The organism is Vibrio penaeicida, assembly GCF_030689305.1.
Taxonomy (GTDB): Bacteria; Pseudomonadota; Gammaproteobacteria; order Enterobacterales; family Vibrionaceae; genus Vibrio; species Vibrio penaeicida_B.
In genome coordinates this window covers 1-20,633 of the sequence record NZ_JAUYVM010000004.1, presented here as the reverse complement: position 1 = coordinate 20,633, position 20,633 = coordinate 1, and the positions used below count along the sequence as shown (strand labels likewise).

The 20,633-nt window shown below is 44.2% G+C and carries 14 protein-coding genes and 3 pseudogenes; 8 read left to right on the top strand and 9 right to left on the bottom strand.

Annotated features, from left to right (window positions below):
* Positions 1-88 precede the first annotated feature (88 nt).
* The 3 genes and pseudogenes from Q8W40_RS08165 to cra all read right to left on the bottom strand — a co-directional run bounded on the left by Q8W40_RS08165 (position 89) and on the right by cra (position 3,850).
* Positions 89-2,014: an Lnb N-terminal periplasmic domain-containing protein gene (locus tag Q8W40_RS08165; RefSeq protein ID WP_305396701.1), complete on the bottom strand. Its 1,926-nt coding sequence runs from the start codon at positions 2,012-2,014 to the stop codon at positions 89-91.
* Between the two features lie 70 nt (positions 2,015-2,084).
* A complete protein-coding gene (locus Q8W40_RS08160) occupies positions 2,085-2,561 on the bottom strand; it encodes a DUF3015 family protein (RefSeq protein WP_305396700.1) in 477 nt (158 codons plus the stop codon).
* A gap of 197 nt (positions 2,562-2,758) precedes the next feature.
* Positions 2,759-3,850 (bottom strand): annotated as a pseudogene (gene cra / locus Q8W40_RS08155) (catabolite repressor/activator).
* Between the two features lie 187 nt (positions 3,851-4,037).
* Between cra and fruB the strand changes: the two are divergent.
* From fruB to Q8W40_RS08135, 5 genes and pseudogenes are all read left to right on the top strand, one after another.
* Positions 4,038-5,183 carry a fused PTS fructose transporter subunit IIA/HPr protein gene (gene fruB / locus Q8W40_RS08150; protein WP_305396698.1) on the top strand — a complete coding sequence of 382 codons (1,146 nt, stop codon included), beginning with the start codon at positions 4,038-4,040 and terminating at the stop codon, positions 5,181-5,183.
* A gap of 4 nt (positions 5,184-5,187) precedes the next feature.
* Positions 5,188-6,198 carry a hexose kinase gene (locus Q8W40_RS08145; protein ID WP_305396697.1) on the top strand — a complete coding sequence of 337 codons (1,011 nt, stop codon included), beginning with the start codon at positions 5,188-5,190 and terminating at the stop codon, positions 6,196-6,198.
* Between the two features lie 11 nt (positions 6,199-6,209).
* A pseudogene (locus Q8W40_RS28105) lies at positions 6,210-6,513 on the top strand (PTS fructose transporter subunit IIB); the annotation flags it as partial.
* Positions 6,514-6,602: 89 nt separating this feature from the next.
* Positions 6,603-7,979, top strand: a pseudogene (locus tag Q8W40_RS08140) (fructose-specific PTS transporter subunit EIIC); the annotation flags it as partial.
* Positions 7,980-8,364: 385 nt separating this feature from the next.
* A complete protein-coding gene (locus Q8W40_RS08135) occupies positions 8,365-8,892 on the top strand; it encodes a phenolic acid decarboxylase (protein WP_305396695.1) in 528 nt (175 codons plus the stop codon).
* On the opposite strand, the gene Q8W40_RS08130 is transcribed toward Q8W40_RS08135, so the two are convergent.
* The 5 genes from Q8W40_RS08130 to Q8W40_RS08110 form a co-directional block, all read right to left on the bottom strand.
* Positions 8,847-9,881 (bottom strand): S1 family peptidase, encoded by a 1,035-nt coding sequence (locus Q8W40_RS08130; RefSeq protein ID WP_305396694.1) that lies wholly within the window; start codon positions 9,879-9,881, stop codon positions 8,847-8,849. The two genes, Q8W40_RS08135 and Q8W40_RS08130, sit on opposite strands and share 46 nt — an antisense overlap.
* Positions 9,882-10,122: 241 nt before the next feature.
* The gene (locus tag Q8W40_RS08125) at positions 10,123-11,187 is read right to left on the bottom strand and encodes a S1 family peptidase (RefSeq protein ID WP_305396693.1); all 1,065 of its coding nucleotides are present in this window, start codon (positions 11,185-11,187) and stop codon (positions 10,123-10,125) included.
* 168 nt (positions 11,188-11,355) lie between these two features.
* Complete coding sequence (locus Q8W40_RS08120; protein ID WP_305396692.1) at positions 11,356-12,348, bottom strand: S1 family peptidase; 993 nt, start codon at positions 12,346-12,348, stop codon at positions 11,356-11,358.
* Positions 12,349-12,545: 197 nt separating this feature from the next.
* Positions 12,546-13,673, bottom strand: a complete 1,128-nt coding sequence (gcvT, locus tag Q8W40_RS08115) for a glycine cleavage system aminomethyltransferase GcvT (protein ID WP_305396691.1) — start codon at positions 13,671-13,673, stop codon at positions 12,546-12,548.
* A 366-nt stretch (positions 13,674-14,039) separates the two neighbouring features.
* Positions 14,040-14,663: a helix-turn-helix domain-containing protein gene (locus tag Q8W40_RS08110; protein WP_101115159.1), complete on the bottom strand. Its 624-nt coding sequence runs from the start codon at positions 14,661-14,663 to the stop codon at positions 14,040-14,042.
* A 493-nt stretch (positions 14,664-15,156) separates the two neighbouring features.
* On the opposite strand from Q8W40_RS08110, the gene Q8W40_RS08105 reads away from it, so the two are divergent.
* Genes Q8W40_RS08105 through gcvP form a run of 3 tightly spaced genes read left to right on the top strand, consistent with a single transcriptional unit; the run spans position 15,157 to position 19,765 of the window.
* Complete coding sequence (locus Q8W40_RS08105; RefSeq protein ID WP_126606964.1) at positions 15,157-16,455, top strand: serine hydroxymethyltransferase; 1,299 nt, start codon at positions 15,157-15,159, stop codon at positions 16,453-16,455.
* 34 nt (positions 16,456-16,489) lie between these two features.
* Positions 16,490-16,870, top strand: coding sequence for a glycine cleavage system protein GcvH (gene gcvH / locus Q8W40_RS08100; RefSeq protein WP_101115161.1), 381 nt, complete (start codon positions 16,490-16,492; stop codon positions 16,868-16,870).
* Between the two features lie 30 nt (positions 16,871-16,900).
* Positions 16,901-19,765, top strand: a complete 2,865-nt coding sequence (gene gcvP / locus Q8W40_RS08095; protein ID WP_305396690.1) for an aminomethyl-transferring glycine dehydrogenase — start codon at positions 16,901-16,903, stop codon at positions 19,763-19,765.
* A 148-nt stretch (positions 19,766-19,913) separates the two neighbouring features.
* Here gcvP and Q8W40_RS08090 read toward each other — a convergent pair whose 3' ends face one another.
* Entirely contained in the window at positions 19,914-20,387 is a 474-nt protein-coding gene (locus tag Q8W40_RS08090; protein ID WP_305396689.1) for a DUF1203 domain-containing protein, read from the bottom strand.
* Positions 20,388-20,633: the final 246 nt, after the last annotated feature.

Below are 20,633 nucleotides of genomic sequence, written 5' to 3'. Positions count from 1 at the left end.
CTTTACATGAAAATGATTCTCACTTTTGGTCTTGAGATTTCTGTTTTGGTTCAATTCACAGCCATCAATCAAACGCACTAAGCAATCATCAAAAATACCAATTGCTCGATAAGGTTACTTCAGCTTGCTTGTCGTGTTCAATTTTGACTCGGGTGTCCCACGTAGCACTGTCGCCAAACCTGTTTTCCCAACTGAGCTTAAAGGAGGTGGGATGTTCTGAGTTAGAGCTCGCATATGGGGTGAGTTTCAAATGCGACTTCCAGAGACTGTTTGCCGTGTAAAGAAGCCCCAAATCTATTCCGACATAAGAATCGTTGACTTGAATCGCGTCCACTCTAATCGAAGGCATTGCGTACATTGCTGCTTCTCCAAAAGTTCGTGTAGCAAAGCCGAAGCCCGAATAAAGGCGAAACCTCTCATCGTTTTGTGTCTTCAGATCCGCTTGTTCAACCGTAACGCGTGTATTCCACGCCCAACGTGACTCTTCAAACAAATCAACGTCCAATATGTTTAACGCTGCAATGTTCAAAAAGTCAAATGAGTGCAACCAAGCCTTATTGCCGTCAGTCCGAATTCTTGCGTCTAAAAATGTTGCGTTAGAATCCTTAAACCGAGAAGCTTCTATAGATAGAAAATCGTAATAGCCAATTCTTGTTCTAAACTCCATAGCGCCGCCATTTTGCAGATGATGAACCCACGCAATGCTGCCTAAAATTGGATTTTGGGCTTGATGTGGTGGCAAGCCCTCTTGCCTGATTTTGCTAAGTTCGACTGGCGCCAATTCCAAATTAGCAAGCATGAGCTTTCTCTTTACCGCTTTGTAAGTATCGATTTCGACCTCGTTTGCTCGCGACATTTCCAACTCGACGTAATCATAGAGGGTGCTTAAGATTTTGGATTTTGACGTGCTATTCAACGCAATGTACTCGTCGCTATTCAAAAATTGAACGTTATCAATTAAGCGCTTCGCTATTGCCTTTTCTGTATAAGACAAATCTACGTACTTCGCATGCAAACGGTCGTATTTTGAATCTCTTTTTTTTACTTGGCGCAGTAAGTCTTCTCCATGATGCTTTGTTTTCGCGATATTTTTAAAAACATCGATCGGCATATCCCAAGGTTGATTTTGATTTAATAATGGGGAATCAACGACAACATTAATGAAGTTCGCCAATTGAGATGCACAGTTAAACGATAGAAAATAGTAAGTAAACTTCGCTTGTCCAATTTCCCAAAGATGATCTTGCAACAAATCGACTTCTTCGGCTGTCAGGTTTAACTCATATTCCCACAAAACTCGTTGTTCAATCTCGGCATAGCTAGCGTCGTAGATGTAATAGTCTTCTTGGGTGTAAGAGGCTTCGTATCCTCCCAATAAACCATAAGCCATATATTTTATTGGTCCATCGCCGTCGGGGACGTCGGCTCCATAGTTAATGCTCATGTCCAGTAAAGGAGAGTCTGCATCCGACTTTCCAGACGGTTGATTCATCTTTAACATCAAATGACCAAAGAACGATGCCGGATTACCGAAAAAGCCTGAAACAAAAATAACACTGACCGACTCGGCGTTATTCATGTGCTTCCAATCGGAATAGGTTGGGCAATTTATCTCTGGCAATATGAGCGAGTCGCCGAGTTCCCCCTTTAGCCACTGCACACGCGCTGGATACACACATTGTGGATGCAGATCGACGGGGTATTCACCTTGTGGCTTTTTAATGGCGTTTATCGTTTCAACCAACTCAGCAAATGCGTTATAGCCACCTTCAGGTGAAAGAAAAAACGAACCATTTTTAATTTGGCTTGACCCGTTTTTAAAATGAAGAAGCTTTTGCCACCGAGGTGACACCGCAAGTGCTTCTATGGTTGAAGAATGTAGCACTTGTCCAGTCGCGTATTCTTCAGCGACGCTTTTTGTTGCAGCAATGCTTTTAGTTGCCGCAATACCTTTTGTTGCAATAAAGAATGAAAAGCATGTCGAGGCGAGGCTGACTAAGATAATTTTATTCATGGGATATCGCATATAAAAAAGCGCATGAGAATCCCCATGCGCTTGTTACTTCAATATAAAAATGTAAGGTTTAAACAGCCTGGCAAGTACCAGATGTTTTATCTAACGAACCCACTAGAGAATTAAAGTAGTTCGCTACTTTTTCTTCGTGAGAGGCGTTCAAGTAGTAATCGTTCTCTACATGCTGTTTGAAATCGTTGCGAATAGACGCTGACATCTCTTGGCGAGCGACATCGTCACATTCCAAAATGTCTAACATTGCAACGACGTGTTCACCATTACCCGTTGCAGTATCTTGTTCTAGCATTGGGTAATTTGAATCAATAAACTTTGCTGCCGCCCATAAAGAGAAACCACAAAGTGAAGGGGTCGTCAGATAAGAAGAAGATGCATCACTTGTACTGGATGAAATATTTAGAGTAACTGCTACCCAGCCACCAGCGACGCCGCCGGCAAGAGCATGACCCGTTCCACATTCTTTCAAGTAACTTGCATTGGCGAAAGACGAAGAAAGCAGCAATGCAAAAGCCAATAAGATTTTTTTCATTTATATGTACCCTTAAATATCATTATTAACGATTTACACAGGGTGACATATATTTCCATTGGCATTTATTTTCCTTTCAACAATATCGTAATACTGTTCAACGTTTTTTATTTCTCCGTCCAAGGGTTAAGTGACGTGATATTCCACTAATAAATATATTTAAGAGATTTTGAAATTTACGCTTAACAAAACCGATATTATTGTCGAATAATCAATTTTCGATTAATAAACTCTAACCCAGACTGATATCGCTTTGCCGAAGCATTTAATGCAAGCTCCATGGCACTGTCTGCGATTAACTCAAATTGCTGTGGCAGCGAATTCACTTTTATAGGTAGAAAATCAAGAAGTCTGTTATCACCAAAAGTACCAAGCTTGATTGTATTCAGCAGCTCAGGCTTGTCTAACAAAGCATCGAGTATCCCTTCCAACAGAGTATAAGAAGTCACTACGATGGCATCTGGAACGGTACCCATTTTTATCCAATTTGAAAAAAGGGCGTGCCCGTTCTCCCGATTAAAGTGGTCGCCATACGCTTTATATACTTCGCAATTATGACCACCAACAGCTTTCAAAAAACCCATTTCACGCTCTTTGGAAACATTCAGTTCTGGCATTGCGCCCAGTAACCCTACCGATTTTACAGAGCCACTCATCATCGATTCTGTCAGTGACTTAGCACCTTCAAAATCCTCACTAATTACACAGGCAAAATGCTCATCGTCTAATGCTCGGTCAATAGCAATAACAGGGGTGCCGCTTTGCTGAATCTGACGATAAAAATCGGAACCATCTGCAATAGCACTGGCAACAAAAAGTGCATCAACTCTCCGGCTAATAAGTGCATTAACGACTTTTTTTTCCGTTTCTGGATCATCATCAGAGCACCCAATTAAAATCTGAAAGCCAGCATTTCTCGATTGCGCTTCTAGCAATTTCGCCAACCTAGCGTAACTGGTGTTTTCAAGATCAGGAATCACCAGCCCAAAAGAACGGCTGCTGCCCGCTCGTAATGCGGATGCCGCATGATCAGGACGAAACTGGTGCTCTTCTACCACAGCCATTACTTTTTTCTGAGTTCTTTCGCTGATACGGTATTTTTGAGCTTTCCCGTTTATCACGTAGCTTGCTGTTGTTTTCGAAACGCCAGCCAGTTTGGCTATTTCATCGAGTGTCATATTGGACCCTGCTGTTGTGTGCGATGGATCATAATTCGGGATCCTGATGATATTTTAGGTTTGAATTATAAGCTGAATCGTTTCAGTATAAAAGCTGAAAGGATTCAGCAAAACAACAAAATGTGAACGATACCCACGCCTTTAAGCATCTATTTGATGCGCATAAAGACGTTCGGTTATACAAATGTACAGCGTTTGCTGAATTTTTTTGACCAAAAAGCTGAACCGATTCAGCTAAATTACAATATCGTGAGTCGTGATCAGCCATCGATTCATGAAACTACTTTACGAGGTCTCCATGCTGACATTGAAAGAAAGCGACATTACTCTAGGTTGCCAAGCTGGTTCTAAACCGCAAGCCATTCAATTAGTTGCGACCACTTTGAACGCAAAAGAATTAGTGGAATCAAACTACGTTAAAGGGATGTTAGAGCGCGAATCTCAGTCTTCTACCTACCTTGGGAACGGCATTGCCATCCCTCATGGAACAACCGATACCCGCAAGTTAGTTAAGAAAACGGGTGTTAGCATCCATCACTTTCCTCAAGGAGTCGATTGGGGCAATGGCAACAGCGTTTACCTTGCCATTGGTATTGCTGCTCAGTCTGACGAACATTTAAGTATCCTAAAGCAACTGACCAATGTGCTCTCAGAAGATGATGTTCAAGACAAGTTGAAAGTCGCGACAAAAGCGATCGAAATCCTCGATATTTTGAATGGAAAAAGCTCAGCTAAACCTGTATTGGAAGAGACATCCATTCTTATCGATTTTCCCGCAACGGATATGGTACAACTTACTGCGGTTGCCGCTGGAATCTTAAAGAATCAAGAAAAGTGCAGTCACAACACCATTAGTGATCTCCTCTCATCCGAACCGACTCATTTAGGGCAAGGTTTGTGGATGGCAAGCTCTAGCAAGAGTGTACTAAATACGGGGTTCTCGTTTGTATCAGTAACCGATTCTTTCACCTTTCAAGGTAAGGAGGTAAAAGCACTCATCGCTGTCGTTGCCATCGATGAATCTCATATTCCTTACCTTACCGCTCTACAAAACATCATTGAACGAGGCGAGCAATCTACCCTTTTATCCTCTTCAGCTTCACAGGTGCTTGGGATGCTTTCTTCTAAGGAAGTCGATAACAACGCCCCAACTGTAGATAGCGCGAATGAACTAGAAGCCGTTTTCAAGATAAGAAATGAGCATGGATTGCACGCACGCCCAGGAGCCATGTTGGTTGCAGAAGCTAAGAAGTTTGAATCAACGATAAAAGTTGAAAACCTGAATAGTGATGGAAAACCCGCTAACGCCAAAAGCCTAATGAAAGTGATTGCCTTAGGCGTAAAACGAGGTAACGAATTGAAGTTTACGGCTTCGGGAATCGACGCCCAGCAAGCGCTTGATGCCATTGGTGTTGCGATAGAGTCTGGCTTAGGTGAAGGATAATTAGATGAAAAACATAGTCACCATCACTCTAAACCCAGCGCTCGATTTGACTGGAACGTTGGATACACTCAATCAAGGCAGTGTCAGCTTGGTCAATGAAAGCGCATTTCATGCCGCTGGCAAAGGAGTGAATGTCGCACGAGTGCTTAAAGAGCTTGGCGCAAACGTTACAGTGACCGGTTTCTTGGGCAAAGATAACCAAGAGATGTTTTGTCAGCTTTTCGATCATATTGATGTAAACGACCAATTTATCAGAGTAGAAGGTGCAACCCGCATAAACGTAAAGTTGGTCGAACATGACAAATCCGTTAGTGACATCAACTTCCCGGGCGTTGCTGTCACAGAAGAAGATAAGCATCGGTTCGAAAATACACTTTTAGAACTCGCGAAAAGCCACGATTTGTTTGTACTCGCTGGCAGCTTGCCACGTGGCATTACTCCGCTTGAATGCGCAAACTGGATAAAAATGCTCACCAAGCTCGGTAAAAAAGTCGTATTCGATAGTAGCCGAGAAGCATTAGCGCATGGCATTCAATCCCGCCCTTGGCTCATCAAGCCTAATGAAGAAGAATTGGGATACTTAGTTAACCAACCCCTTTCCAGTGTAGAAGCATGCATAAATGCTTCTGCTGCTCTCGATAATCTCATTGCAGAATCACAGCCTGCCAAAAGCTCTTTACCTCTTAAGGACTCGCAACCTACAGAAAACACAGCGTCTATAGAAAACCTTGTTATTTCTTTAGGTGCTGAAGGTGTTCTTTGGCGAAGAGATGATTGTTGGCTGCACTCTACTCCGCCCAAAGTCGACATCGTTAGCACCGTTGGCGCGGGCGATACTCTCGTTGCCGGGATGTGCTGGGGACAACTTAACCAATGGGATGATGACCAAACCCTGTCATTCGCAACTGCCTTATCGGCTTTAGCCGTATCGCAGGTAGGTGTTGGGGTTCCCGATCTCAACACAGTAACTTCGTTACAACACAACATAACAATTAAAAGAATATCTAAACTTTAAAGGTTAACACTATGAACATCTCTATTGTTACTGCTTGCCCAAGTGGTGTCGCTAACACCATTATTGCTTCCGGATTGTTGAAAAATGCTGCAAAAACGTTGGGGTTTAACGCCAACGTAGAGTGCCATTCAACTATTCGCCAAGTAGATTTACTGTCTCAAGACGTCCTTAGCGGGTCCGATGTCATTGTCATTGCTGGCCACGAAGGCTTCGACAACCAACGATTTATTGGGCTCAAAGTTTACCAGCAGCCCATCAATACTGTGATGGAGAATCCACAAGCATGGCTTAAAAATGCCGTTGAAAAAGCCGAAGTACTCACCGAAGAAAGTGCCTCAAAGCCCGATGCAAATAGAAATAGCGCCCCCCTTGACACCGACACCCCCCAAAATTTGGATGAACGCGCTAAAAACATTGTTGCCATCACTGCTTGCCCTACTGGCGTTGCCCACACATTTATGGCTGCAGAAGCGTTGGAGGGAGAAGGTAAGCGTTTAGGGCATAAGATCAAAGTAGAAACTCGTGGCTCAGTCGGCGTAAAAAACCAATTGACGGATGAAGACATCGCAAACGCGGATCTCGTGATCATTGCTGCTGATATAGAAGTACCGCTGGAACGCTTTAACGGCAAGCTTCTGTATCGCACAAGCACAGGGCTAGCACTGAAAAAGACCAAACAGGAAGTGGCGCTGGCCTTTAAAGAAGCTTCAATCTATACCCACTCTGGCAATGCATCTTCAACAAACTTTAAAAAAGAAAAAACAGGCGCTTACAAACATCTAATGACAGGTGTATCGCATATGCTTCCGTTAGTGGTAGCTGGCGGTTTAGCCATTGCCCTTTCCTTTGTGTTTGGCATTGAAGCGTTTAAAGAAGAAGGAACTCTCGCCGCAGCACTAATGACGATTGGAGGAGGCTCCGCTTTCGCATTAATGGTGCCAATCTTAGCTGGATTCATTGCCTTTTCCATTGCAGACAGACCTGGATTGGCACCCGGCTTGATAGGGGGCATGCTCGCAAGTTCGACTGGTGCAGGGTTCTTAGGCGGTATCGCCGCAGGTTTCATCGCTGGTTATTCTGCAAAATGGTTGGCAGACAAAGTGTCGCTGCCGCAATCGATGGAAGCATTAAAACCCATTTTGATCATCCCGCTGGTTGCAAGCTTATTTACGGGCTTGATCATGATTTACGTTGTCGGCACCCCTGTTTCCAGCGCTATGAACGCGTTAACGGAATTCCTTAACACCATGGGTTCCACCAATGCTGTTTTACTCGGCATAATCTTAGGTGCAATGATGTGCTTTGACCTAGGCGGTCCCGTTAATAAAGCGGCATATACGTTTGGTGTAGGCTTGCTTGCAACAGAAACTTACGCACCAATGGCAGCAGTCATGGCGGCAGGTATGGTTCCGGCACTAGGTATGGGGCTGGCGACTTTCCTCGCTAAAGATAAGTTCGACGCAAGTGAAAGAGAAGCTGGAAAAGCATCCTTTGTGCTCGGACTGTGCTTTATTTCCGAGGGTGCCATTCCGTTTGCTGCGAAAGACCCAATGCGTGTAATCCCTGCTTGTATGGCTGGCGGTGCTTTAACTGGCGCGCTATCTATGTTGTTTGGTGCCGAATTACTTGCGCCGCATGGTGGGCTTTTTGTCTTGCTCATTCCAAACGCCATCAGCCCAGTATTGATGTATCTAGCCGCTATCGCTGCGGGAACAGCATTAACCGGATTCGGATACGTTGCATTAAAAAAACACGCAGAACTTAAAGCCGTCACAGCGTAGTCTTTAGTTCAATATACCTACGTAACCTCAGTAAAAAGCCTCAAATACCGCGAAAGTATTTGAGGCTATCATCAACGCTTTTTTAGCCCAGCTCTGCATCTTCAGCTTACTCTTCAACGAAGATAAGGGTTGCTCTCTCGCTCCACACACAGTTTTTCGCCCATTCGACCTCTCGTTTCCCCCTAATATCCCACCACTACAACAAAGATAATGAAATCGGACAGAACATCATAAATCCATGCATATCTCATTTACTTTTTCATTTTATAAAATCTATGATGCGAAATTCAGAGTCTTATAAGCTACCTCAGTTCAAGGAAAAGAAAGCAGTTTAAAGACTCATCCACTCCAAAGTAATTAGACCCAAAAACAACAAGGAAAATCCATGAGTTTCAACAAAGAAGACCTTAGCGGTATCGTTGGGAAAAGCGTTATCTACGATTACGACCAAGGTTGGCGATACGAGTGCTACGTAAAGAACAACCACACTATAGACTATCGTGTTCACAGTGGCATTGTTGGTGGGCGCTGGGTAAAAGATCAAGAAGTTGTCATGGTTCAGATTGCAAAAGACGTATTTCGAATTTCTTGGGTTGAACCAACAGGAACAGACGTTTCGTTGTCTTTCAATCTCGTAGACTACATCGTCCATGGAACCATTTATTTCCCACGTTGGATCGTTGAAAACCCCCAGAAAATTGCTTGTTACCAAAACGAGCATCTTGAAGAAATGGAAGCGCTACGCGATGCTGGCCCTATCTACCCCACTGAATTAATCAGTAGCTTTGCAACGCTCGTTTACTTAAGAGAATGTGGTGAAAACAACGAGCAAGTCATTGCTTGCCCGCCACATGAATTACCAAGTAATTACCCTGAATGCTTACCTGACAAAAACCTTTTGCCTACTTTGTAATGCTGCCTCCAGCAGGCAGCAATTAATAACAATATCATTGCTAATAGGCTAACCCCGCCCGCTTCAGAGCTAGTATCGCTTGTGGCTTCAGCTTCTGGCTCTGATTTAGGGGCAACGCCTCCTGTGGTTGAGCCGTCAACTGAGTATTTCGGTGTTTCGTTCCCAGCCAATACGCTATTTATCCAAGGAACGTAATCTAATACCTCAGTAAACACCCCATGAACAGAGACTGAAGGGTTGCCACAAATGCTAGGTCCAAAGCTCGCAATGCCAATTTGTCGGTATTTAGAGCCATCAAACCAGAGTAGCGGTCCGCCAGAGTCACCCTGACAAATAGCGCCATGAAGACCAGATGTTGCGTTGTAATCTCCCTTTGTACAGATGTGCCCTCCTTTCACCGATGCAAAAGCGGTACAAGTCACTTGGTCAACGTAATCCAACGCCACTTGCAATAGATGATCAGAACTGTCGTAGTTAGACTTGGTGTTCCCATGCCCTACCGCTTGAAACTTTGCACCGTTAGCACGATAGTTTGCGTCATCACCACTAACAGGCAGTGGTACAAATTGAGAAGAACGGACACCTTCCATCACGTATTCAAGTTCTATGATCGCGATGTCGTTCTCCCATAGGTAATAGGATCCGTCTCGGTAGTCGTCTCGATAATAAAAGGATTTCGCTGGTATTTTCTGAGCGCTGTTAAAGTCCCCTTCGCGCTCTAACTGCAATACGACGGTGGTATATTTATTGTAATAGTTGTCTTGGATACAATGTGCCGCTGTCATTACGTGTTTCGCGTCTAGAATGGTTGCTCCACAATAATTACCGTAGTAACCGTAATCTTCACGTCTATCGTAATAAAGGCTTGCCATGTAAGGATAAGATGAAATGTAAGCGTTATTTCCGTTAACAATTGCTGGTGAAACTTGTTCAGCACTGACTGCATACTGAGCTGAAAAAACAAGCATTAATAGCAACACATTGCGCATAGAACTCTCCCCAATAAACATCCCAAAGATATTTAAGCTCTATAAAAAGAGTAGGAGAGATTTAGATCACACGGCATAAATTAATTGAACATTACACCTCGACATTGAGCCAATTTATAAAAAATACATCATTAACATTTTATTTACTTTATCAATATCAGTAAGTTATCTGGTTGCGAAAAAAATTAAAAAAAAAGAGCCTCATATGGAATGAGACCCTCTCTTGTTTAAGTGTTGTAGATTACTTACGTTTTCGAGCGATACTGGCAAACATGAGAAGCGCCATCGCTAACCACCCAATAGACCCGCCGCTACTACTGCTTGTATTTGTACTTAAGCTGTATTTTTGCAACCATTCTTTTCTGAGTACATCATTAGAAATGGCTTTAGGTGTTTCATTACCAGCGATCACACTAGCAATCCAAGATTGATAGTCTTTCACTTCTGTATAAACAGAGGTCACTTTAGTTTGATCTGAACTTCCACATGTACTGGTGACAAAGCTAGCTATGCCGACTTGATATTGTATTTGTGAGTTAGGGTCAGTCCAATAAGCAGGGCCTCCAGAGTCACCTTGGCATGCACTGTTCAATAACCCAGACGTAGTATTAGTGTCTTTGAAACATAAGTGGCTATCGGTTAGCTTATTTCCGTTGACGAATGTTGAACTGCACTCTGCTGGGGTCGCAACTTCCAAACTGGTTTTAAGCAGTGGTAAGTATCCGTATTTCTGTTTTCTATCATCATTGTTGCTTTGCGTGTTCCCATGGCCAACCGCCGTAAAAACAGCAGACGAAGTCGCGCGGTATGTCGACTCAATAGAATCCGTCATTGTTAATGGTATAGATGGGAAAACACTTGAAGAAAACGTAAGAGGCGTTTCCAACTTGAGCACGGCTATATCGTTAGGCAGTAAATCTAGATTTGCATTTGAGTAGTTGTCAGGGTAATAAATCGCGCTGACTCGAACTCGCTGCTTCGCGCCATAAGGTTGAACTTTCGAAGGGAAATCTTCTTCATTATTTAATTGAGGGACAACCGTTGTTAGCAGGCTCGCCAGCGTATTGTTATAAACACAATGGGCAGCAGTTAGTACATGATTAGCATCAAGAATGCTGGCACCACAATAATTGCCAGTGGAATAACGCCCATCGTATTCAAGCGTATCGATGAAAAGTGTAGCAATTGAAGGGTAATTCGCACTGCTCGCCACACTCCCGTTGACGATTGCAGGGTTGACTGCATTGTTAGCCGATGCGCTTCCAGAAAAAGCCAAAAGCGCCATTGTTAGTAGCTTTCCGTTCATCCAACAATTACCTAGTCTGTAAACTTACGTTATGTAACTTACTGGATATGACGAAAAATCGATGTGAGCTGGATTCAATAAACAACTATCAAGCCGATTACTCACCACCTAAGTGCCCTGCACTTTTGTGATCATTGGCTGCCAGAATCCAGCCCTTCGTTTAGGGTACTATTTAGCTCCCTGTTTTCTGTGACGGAAGCAGCCCAGTAATAAAATTGCGACTAAAGAAAACACACCAAATGAAGACCCTGAAGACGATCCTGAGTTATTGGTGGAGCCCCCAAAGTAGGCAAGACGTTTAGCATGTGTTGATGTATATTTTGGGCTAACTGAGCCAGCTAACACGCTATCAATCCAACCAGCATGTTCGTATAAATCGGTATAAACAGTTGTAACTTGTGAAATGGAACCACACGTTGTTGTTCCGAAACTTGTTACCCCAACCTGAATATTGTTATTACCATCTTTAATGTACACAGGACCACCAGAATCCCCGCTACAAGCACTATTATGCAGACCAGTATTTGGGTTTCGCGCGCCTGTCATACAAAGAAATGAACTATCAATATCAACCCTAAATACGTTATTACAGGTAGCCGTGTCTACAAAACTTAGGTCTGTTTTCTGAAGAGAGTTACTCGTTGATTTGCTCGAGCTGTCTGTTAGACCATGACCAACTGTTACAAACAAGTTGGACGATGTCACTGCATAATTTTTATTCGTTGGGCGCTTTATTCCCACGTTGCTTACGTCGATATTTCGCGGTGACTCTAGCTTTAGAATCGCGATATCGTGCTTAGAAGTCGTGCTATCCCAACTAGGGTGAACATAAATTTCACTAACCTGATACCGGGATACGTTAGAAGGGTAATCAGTTCTGTACTGAAGCTGAGGAACAACTTTAGTAAACAGCTGGATGTCTGTACGATCATCAACACAGTGCGCTGCTGTTAATACATAGTTTGCGTTCAGTGTTGTTCCCCCACAATACAAACTTCCATACTGTTGATTGTACTCAAACGCATCAAGATACAAGTTAACAATAGAGGGGAAGTTCTGAGTAGACGCATTTGTACCGTTAATGATTAAAGGATTAACAGTATTTGACGCCATGCTCGCGACAGGCAACATTGTTAGCAGTGTAATCAATGACTTGATCATATTGACCCTCTCGTTTCTTGTTATCCGAACGCGTTTTAAGCGAAATTTGATAAAACTATCAGTGGTCAGTATATCAACTAATCCTTCATTTTCGATGTCTCAAACGTAATCGTTCGTAAGCATCGTATTACATCAGGTCAAAAAAAAAGCGGCTATTCCGTAAAGAATAGCCGCTCAGATTTTCGAAAAATTTGAAATTAGCCGCGATAGTAACGCTGAGGTACAAACGGCATTTTCTCAACAGTCATTGCCAGTTTTTTACCACGTACTTCAGCAAAAACCTCTGTACCAATGGCAGCAAATTCTGTTTTTACATAACCCATAGAAACTGGCTTACCCGCTGTCGGGCCCGCAGTACCACTGGTTACGATGCCGATTTCATTGTCATTTGCATCAAACAATTTTGCCCCTTCACGAACTGGTGCTTTCGTTTGACCAATCAGGCCAATACGCTTGCGAGAAACATTCTTCGTCGCGATTTGCTCAAGAATAATGTCTGCGCCAGGGAAACCACCTGCACGCTCGCCATCTGTACGACGAACTTTCTGAATGCCCCACAATAGGCTTGCTTCAACAGGTGTCGTTGTTGTGTCTAGATCGTGACCGTAAAGGCAAAGACCACACTCCAAACGCAATGAATCACGAGCACCAAGACCAATCCACTCCACTTCCGCGAATTCAGTGAGCGCACGAGCCAATTCTTGAGCTTTACCAGCCGATACAGAGATCTCGTAACCATCTTCACCGGTGTAGCCAGAACGGCTTACCAAGCAAGGCTCACCAAGAATCTCAATTGAACGAGCATCCATAAACACCATCTCAGAGACTTCAGGTGCTATGCGCGCCAGCACTTCTGCGGCTTTTGGACCTTGCAATGCAAGCAAAGCGCGATCTTCAATTAGCTCTAGTTCTACCGACTCAGGCAGGTTAGCGCGCAGGTGGGCAATATCTTGCTCTTTACACGCAGCGTTAACGACAACGAATAGGTGATCGCCAAAATTAGCCACCATCAAGTCATCCATAATGCCGCCTTCTTCATTTGTGAAGAACGCGTAACGCTGGTTTCCTACAGGAAGATCAACAATATCAACCGGAACTAGTGCTTCTAACGCTTTCGCCGCATCAGGACCGTGAAGCTTAAGCTGCCCCATGTGCGATACATCGAACAAGCCAGCCGCATCACGTGTATGCAAGTGCTCTTTCTTCACACCCAATGGGTACTGGACAGGCATATCGTATCCTGCAAACGGTACCATTTTCGCTCCAACTTCTACGTGAAGCGCGTGCAGTGGGGTTTTCAGTAATTCAGTCATTGTATTCTCCATATCGCCAAGCCCTGGCTGACTTCGTCGACGTTTTAAAACTGGCTTAAAAGGTAACGGTTCGTTTCCCTTTTATAAAAACAAAGACAGTCAATGATGTTTTATCATCAAATATTGTCTTTTCCCTTTGCAAAGACACACGGATGTTTCTACAAAGTTAAGATTTGTTTCCAATAGTAGATAAAGTTGACTCGCTTTTAAACCGATCGGACGTATAAGATCAGTAAAATTGTGATATTTCACAACTTTGTTACATCATACATTGGTGTGATTTTTGAGTATTTATTGTGAAATTTCTTATTAAATGAAGCAGTTATGAAAGCAAAGCAAACGTTTGCTTTCACTATAAGAAACTTAAGGAATTTAACGTTATTTAGCCGTCACCCACAAAATTTGAGCATCTTCATCACTGGTCGAGACCAACATATGACCCATATTGGCGTCATAATAAACGCTATCGCCAACGGTCATCGGAACGGGTTCATAAAATTCTGAAAAGAACAAAACATCCCCTTCTAAGATCAGAAGAAACTCCTCTCCGTCGTGACGAACCCAATCGTTATAATCTTCAAAATTCCTTGCCCGTATACGGCTTTTAAACGGCATCATTTTTTTATTAGAAAGTTGAGTGGCCAGTAGCTCGTGCTCGTAGGTGGGAGTTGGATGGGGTTTACCCTCTCCAGAACGCGTAAGATCTCTCCTACCCGTTGCCACTTTTTTTCTTGGTGGTTCAAAGAGTTGAGGCATATCTATTCGCAACCCGTTCGCCAGTTTTTGCATGGCTTGGAACGTAGGCGAAATTTGTTCGTTTTCAATCTTAGAAAGCGTGGATCGAGCAAGCCCTGTACGCTTGCTTGCATCTTCCAAAGTTAAGCCAAGCTTCATTCGGATTTCTTTTAAGCGCTTCCCAAGCTTTAACGGTTCGATATTCTCGTCTTGAGGCTCTTTTGCAAGCGTTACTGATGGGTACTCATCGTAGATGTCTTCAGACATGCATCCCTCTTATTTTCGTACTTCCTAATGCTGTTCTTTTATTGTGCACAGAGACGCGTGAACATGAAAGTAGTCGGATGAAATTAAACAGTGCACCATGTAGCAAAATAGGAAAACATGTTTCCAATAGGAAATTTTTGATTGATTGTCTACTCAACTAACGTTATGTTACGACCTTGTTAGATGGGGAACTTTCTCGCACATTTCTAACGTATTACGTAATAGGTCATTTACATACAAAAAACACTGCCATTCGAGTGCAACTTACCCTACAATCCGCACCGAAAAAGCAAACGTTTGGCTAAAACATCGTTTTAGATTGAATTTGCCAAACCCATTACGTAGTAAACGGCAGAAATGAGAAGTTCACAGACTCGCGCTGGAATGGCTTCAGAACGTAAGCCATTTCAGAGAAACAAAGGAAGCCTGGCTTAATTAAAGAACACGGCCAATTTAGAGCCATACTAGCCAGACAAATGGAAGGTTATCTGCCATGAACAACAAATCTTACCAAAATCACAGCCTTGAGAACTTCTTCTCTACTAACCTCGCTGCCACAGACGACGCTGTTTTCGCTGGAATCCAAGCAGAAAGTGCTCGTCAGAACGACCAAATTGAGCTTATCGCTTCTGAAAACATCGTATCGAAAGCGGTAATGCAAGCACAAGGCACATGCCTAACAAACAAGTACGCAGAAGGTTACCCGGGTCGCCGTTACTACGGTGGTTGTGAACACGTAGACACCGTAGAAGCTATTGCTATTGAACGCGCAAAGAAACTATTCGACTGTGAATACGTAAATGTTCAGCCTCACTCTGGTGCGCAAGCAAACGGCGCGGTTAAGCTGGCATTGCTGCAACCTGGAGACACCATTTTGGGGATGTCTCTAGATGCTGGTGGTCACCTAACACACGGTGCACGCCCAGCGCTTTCTGGTAAGTGGTTTAACGCCGTTCAATATGGCGTAGACAAAGAAACTCTAGAAATTAACTACGATGATGTTCTTGCACTAGCAAAAGAGCACCAACCTAAAATGATCATCGCGGGTGGCAGTGCTATCCCACGTGTTATCGATTTCGCTAAATTCCGCGAAATTGCAGACGAAGTTGGCGCTATCCTGATGGTCGATATGGCACACATTGCTGGTCTTATCGCAACAGGCGCTCACCCTAGCCCACTACCTCACGCACACGTTGTAACAACAACAACGCACAAAACACTTCGTGGCCCGCGTGGTGGCATGATTCTTACCAATCACGAAGACATCATCAAAAAGATTAACTCCGCAGTATTTCCTGGATTACAAGGCGGTCCTTTAATGCATGTGATCGCCGCCAAAGCCGTCGCGTTCGGTGAAGCATTAGGTCCAGAATTCAAGACTTACATTGATACTGTGGTAAGTAACGCAAAAGTTTTAGCCGAAGTATTGCAAAATCGTGGCTGTGACATCGTGACCAACGGTACCGACACGCACCTAATGTTGGTTGACCTTCGCCCGAAAGGATTGAAAGGAAACCAAACAGAAGAAGCGTTGGAACGTGCAGGCATCACATGTAACAAAAACGGCATACCATTTGATTCAGAGAAGCCTATGATTACATCAGGCATTCGCTTAGGTACGCCTGCCGGAACAAGCCGCGGTTTCGGAAATGAAGAATTTAAACTGATCGGAGAGTGGATTGGCGATGTGCTGGATGGCTTAGTAGAAAGCCCAGAAGGCAACGCAGAAGTCGAGCAACGCGTTAAAAAGCAAGTGAAAGACCTCTGCAGTCGCTTCCCGCTTTACCAATAATAATCATCACCTGGGAATTTTTGGAGACAAATCAATGGACAATACACTGAAGTTTGCTGATAGCCACGAGTGGGTTAAAGACAATGGTGACGGCACCGTTACTATCGGTATCTCAGAGCACGCTCAGCAGATGCTTGGCGATGTCGTATTCGTAGACCTGCCAGAAGCAGGCGACAGCATTGAAGCGGGCGAAAGCTTTTCATTAGTTGAATCGGTAAAAGCAGCGTCAGACATTTACGCGCCTATTACTGGTGAAATTGTTGAAATCAATGAAGAGCTAGAAGACAGCCCAGAACTGATTAACGAAGAATCGTACGAAGGCGGTTGGATCGTTAAAGTGAAGCTAGAAGATGCTTCAGAACTGGACAACCTGAAAGATTCGGAAGAGTACCATAACGGTCTTGAAGACGAATAAATAATCGACGAGTCGCGGTAGATAGAGATTATGACAGAGTTACTTCACAACCTAAGCACGGACAACGAGTTTATTGCGCGCCACAACGGCCCAAATAAATCAGAACAAAAACACATGCTAGATGCGGTTAACGCATCTAGCTTGGATGCTCTGATTGAAGAAACCGTACCTGCACAAATTCGCCTAGAGTCACCAATGAGTGATGAAGCTCCTTTGAGCGAAGCAGACATGCTTCTGGCGATGAAAAAATTTGCTAACCAAAACCAAATCAAGCGTACTTTCATTGGCCAAGGTTATTACAACACCTTCACGCCAAACGTGATTTTACGTAACGTGCTGGAAAACCCTGGTTGGTACACAGCTTATACCCCTTACCAACCTGAGATTTCTCAGGGTCGTCTTGAAGCATTGCTGAATTACCAGCAAATGGTGATGGATTTGACGGGTATGGAAATTGCCAACGCATCCCTACTGGACGAAGCAACAGCAGCCGCTGAAGCCATGACCTTGTGTAAGCGTGCAGGTAAAAGCAAAAGCAACGTGTTCTTCGTCGCTGACGACGTGCACCCTCAAACTCTTGCGGTAGTGAAAACTCGTGCCGAGTTTATTGGTTTTGAAGTAATCACTGGCACAGCAGAATCTCTGCCAGAGCACGATGTATTTGGTGCTCTGATTCAATATCCGGGTACAACGGGTGAAGTTCGTGACCTCAGCGATATCATCGCTAAAGCGCAAGCAAACAAAACGCTTGTTACGGTTGCAACGGATCTACTCGCTTGTGCCCTATTGAAACCGGCTGGAGAAATGGGCGCTGATGTTGCTATCGGTAGTGCGCAACGTTTTGGTGTTCCAATGGGATACGGCGGTCCTCACGCGGCATTTATGGCCACTCGTGACAAGCACAAACGTACCATGCCTGGCCGTGTTATCGGTGTTTCCATCGATACAAAAGGCAACCAAGCGCTTCGTATGGCGATGCAAACTCGTGAGCAGCACATCCGCCGCGAGAAAGCGACATCGAACATTTGTACGGCTCAAGCACTGCTTGCGAACATGGCTTCTTTCTTTGCTGTGTATCACGGCGCAGAAGGCTTACGCACTATCGCTCGTCGTACGCATCACCTAACGGCTATTTTGGCGGCGGGTTTAACGAAAGCAGGTTACGAGCTAGCTCATAACAGCTTCTTCGATACCATCACGCTAAACACAGGCGACAAAACGGCAGCATTGCTTGAAAAAGCACAGCAAGCCGACATCAACCTGCGTCAACTTGATGGCCAAATCGGTATCAGCCTTGATGAAACCACGACAACTCAAGACCTAGAAGCGCTATTTGACGTATTCGGTGCAGAGCAAAACGTGGAAACGCTGTCTGCTGAAATTGAAAGCAACGAATTTGCAGCAATTCCAGAAGCGTGCCGTCGCGAGTCTGAATACCTAACTCACCCTGTATTCAATACGCACCACAGCGAAACGCAAATGATGCGTTACCTGAAGCAGCTTGAGAACAAAGATTTCTCACTGACTCACGGTATGATCCCGCTAGGCAGCTGCACAATGAAATTGAACGCAGCCGCAGAAATGATCCCTGTTACTTGGCCAGAATTTGGCGCGATTCACCCATTCGCACCACTAGACCAAGCGGCTGGTTACACAGCACTTGCTCAAGATCTAAAACAGAAGCTATGTGAAATCACTGGCTACGATGACTTCTCTTTGCAACCGAACTCGGGTGCATCGGGCGAATACGCGGGTCTTATCGCGATTCAGCGCTACCACGCTAGCCGTGGCGAAGGTCACCGTAACATCTGTTTGATCCCAAGTTCAGCACACGGTACTAACCCAGCCACTGCTTCAATGATGTCGATGAAAGTCGTTATCGTTAAGTGTGACGACGATGGCAACATCGCGATGGACGACCTAGCGGCTAAGATCGAGAAACACAGAGACAACCTTTCAAGCATTATGATCACCTACCCTTCTACGCACGGCGTATACGAAGAGCAAGTGAAAGAAGTGTGCGAAATGGTTCACGAGGCTGGCGGCCAAGTTTACCTAGATGGCGCAAACATGAACGCGCAGGTAGGCTTAACTTCTCCAGGCTTTATCGGTTCAGACGTTTCTCACTTGAACCTACACAAAACATTCTGTATCCCACACGGTGGTGGCGGTCCGGGTATGGGTCCTATCGGTGTGAAATCGCACCTAGCACCTTTCTTGCCAGGCCACATCGAAAACGGTGTACAGGGCGAAGATTACGCAGTAGCCGCAGCCGATTTAGGCAGTGCTTCGATTCTTCCAATTTCTTGGGCTTACATCGCGATGATGGGCACACAAGGTTTAACGGAAGCAACGAAACTGGCGATTCTAAACGCAAACTACATCATGGAACGCTTGCGTTCTCACTACCCTGTTCTTTACCGTGGCACCAACGGCCGCGTAGCACACGAATGTATTATTGATATTCGTCCGCTAAAAGAAGAAACAGGCATCAGTGAAGAAGACATCGCAAAACGTTTGATGGACTACGGCTTCCACGCGCCAACCATGTCGTTCCCAGTTGCGGGTACGCTGATGGTTGAGCCAACGGAATCTGAAGATTTAGCTGAGATAGACCGTTTCTGTAACGCGATGATCGCCATCCGTGAAGAAATGGCAAAAGTGAAAGAAGGCGAATGGCCACTGGACAACAACCCATTGGTTAATGCCCCTCACACTCAAGCTGACTTGTCTGAAGATGAGTGGAACCGCCCTTACTCACGTGAGCTGGCGTGCTTCCCATCTGCACAAGCAAAAGCATCGAAATACTGGCCAACGGTTAACCGCGTAGACAACGTTTACGGCGACCGTAACCTAATTTGCTCTTGCCCAAGCATTGAGAATTACGAAGACTAGTTTTTAGCTTCTGCAAAAACTTTAAAGGCGAACCATCCGGTTCGCCTTTTTTGTGTGATGGTAAAGGCTTTTAATTTATTATTGGACAAAACCAAGTTAAAGTTCCCGATCTAACTTGGTTCATATCAGTTGAAAGCTCCTTGGCTTGCTAGGCTCGAAGAACGTTGCAATTGAAGCAGCCAGGATTTGCATTATGAATTTGCAAGTATGCGACTTCACCATTTAAAAACTGATTACGGATAGAAGTTTTGAATTCTTCACCTTGTACTGTTTCTGCGTGAATCATCAAATTCTCACTATTGTATGCCCTCACTGACAGCAACCTTTTTGTTAATATTTCAGGTATCTCGTTAATGTCCAATTGGGCTGTTTCAGCATTTTCGCGAATGAAAATTGGACCAGTTCCTTGATAAGGCGATAAAACATCATGATATTTAAATGGGACGAGTAAAACTTTCTCTCCAACTTCAGCCTCTTTCAATGACACTCGACAAGGGTAGCCTGGTTTTGAATCTGCGAATAGCCATCTAGCGTTAACTTCTGCTAGTTGCTCTTCACTCTTATTCAAAAGTTCATCAAAAATATTTTTCTCAAGTGGCTTCACTATAAAATTCGTAGTCATAGCTGCTTTTCCTTTCTATTCAAAACTGAGAGTTTAGCTAGTCAGAAATAAATTTGTAGCCACAAACGGAACTGTAGCTCAAGGCTATAGTGTATAATTGCTACAAGAGTTAAATGGATGAGAATTCCAATAATTCAGGACACACACCACAAGGGAGTCAACACGTTTTTGTCGAGTAGACGACACTTGTTACCAAGTGCCGCCCCTCTAAGAACCGTACGTGCAACTTTCACTGCATACGGCTCA

What these genes read in the sequence shown, in the direction of transcription:
- Q8W40_RS08145 (WP_305396697.1), top strand. Translation starts at nt 5,188, where the DNA reads ATGAAAAACATAGTCACCATCACTCTAAACCCAGCGCTCGATTTGACT.
- Q8W40_RS08110 (WP_101115159.1), bottom strand. Translation starts at nt 14,663, where the DNA reads ATGTCTGAAGACATCTACGATGAGTACCCATCAGTAACGCTTGCAAAA.
- gcvH (WP_101115161.1), top strand. Translation starts at nt 16,490, where the DNA reads ATGGACAATACACTGAAGTTTGCTGATAGCCACGAGTGGGTTAAAGAC.
- Q8W40_RS08130 (WP_305396694.1), bottom strand. Translation starts at nt 9,881, where the DNA reads ATGCGCAATGTGTTGCTATTAATGCTTGTTTTTTCAGCTCAGTATGCA.
- Q8W40_RS08135 (WP_305396695.1), top strand. Translation starts at nt 8,365, where the DNA reads ATGAGTTTCAACAAAGAAGACCTTAGCGGTATCGTTGGGAAAAGCGTT.
- Q8W40_RS08090 (WP_305396689.1), bottom strand. Translation starts at nt 20,387, where the DNA reads ATGACTACGAATTTTATAGTGAAGCCACTTGAGAAAAATATTTTTGAT.
- gcvP (WP_305396690.1), top strand. Translation starts at nt 16,901, where the DNA reads ATGACAGAGTTACTTCACAACCTAAGCACGGACAACGAGTTTATTGCG.
- gcvT (WP_305396691.1), bottom strand. Translation starts at nt 13,673, where the DNA reads ATGGAGAATACAATGACTGAATTACTGAAAACCCCACTGCACGCGCTT.
- Q8W40_RS08160 (WP_305396700.1), bottom strand. Translation starts at nt 2,561, where the DNA reads ATGAAAAAAATCTTATTGGCTTTTGCATTGCTGCTTTCTTCGTCTTTC.
- Q8W40_RS08165 (WP_305396701.1), bottom strand. Translation starts at nt 2,014, where the DNA reads ATGAATAAAATTATCTTAGTCAGCCTCGCCTCGACATGCTTTTCATTC.
- fruB (WP_305396698.1), top strand. Translation starts at nt 4,038, where the DNA reads ATGCTGACATTGAAAGAAAGCGACATTACTCTAGGTTGCCAAGCTGGT.
- Q8W40_RS08105 (WP_126606964.1), top strand. Translation starts at nt 15,157, where the DNA reads ATGAACAACAAATCTTACCAAAATCACAGCCTTGAGAACTTCTTCTCT.
- Q8W40_RS08120 (WP_305396692.1), bottom strand. Translation starts at nt 12,348, where the DNA reads ATGATCAAGTCATTGATTACACTGCTAACAATGTTGCCTGTCGCGAGC.
- Q8W40_RS08125 (WP_305396693.1), bottom strand. Translation starts at nt 11,187, where the DNA reads ATGAACGGAAAGCTACTAACAATGGCGCTTTTGGCTTTTTCTGGAAGC.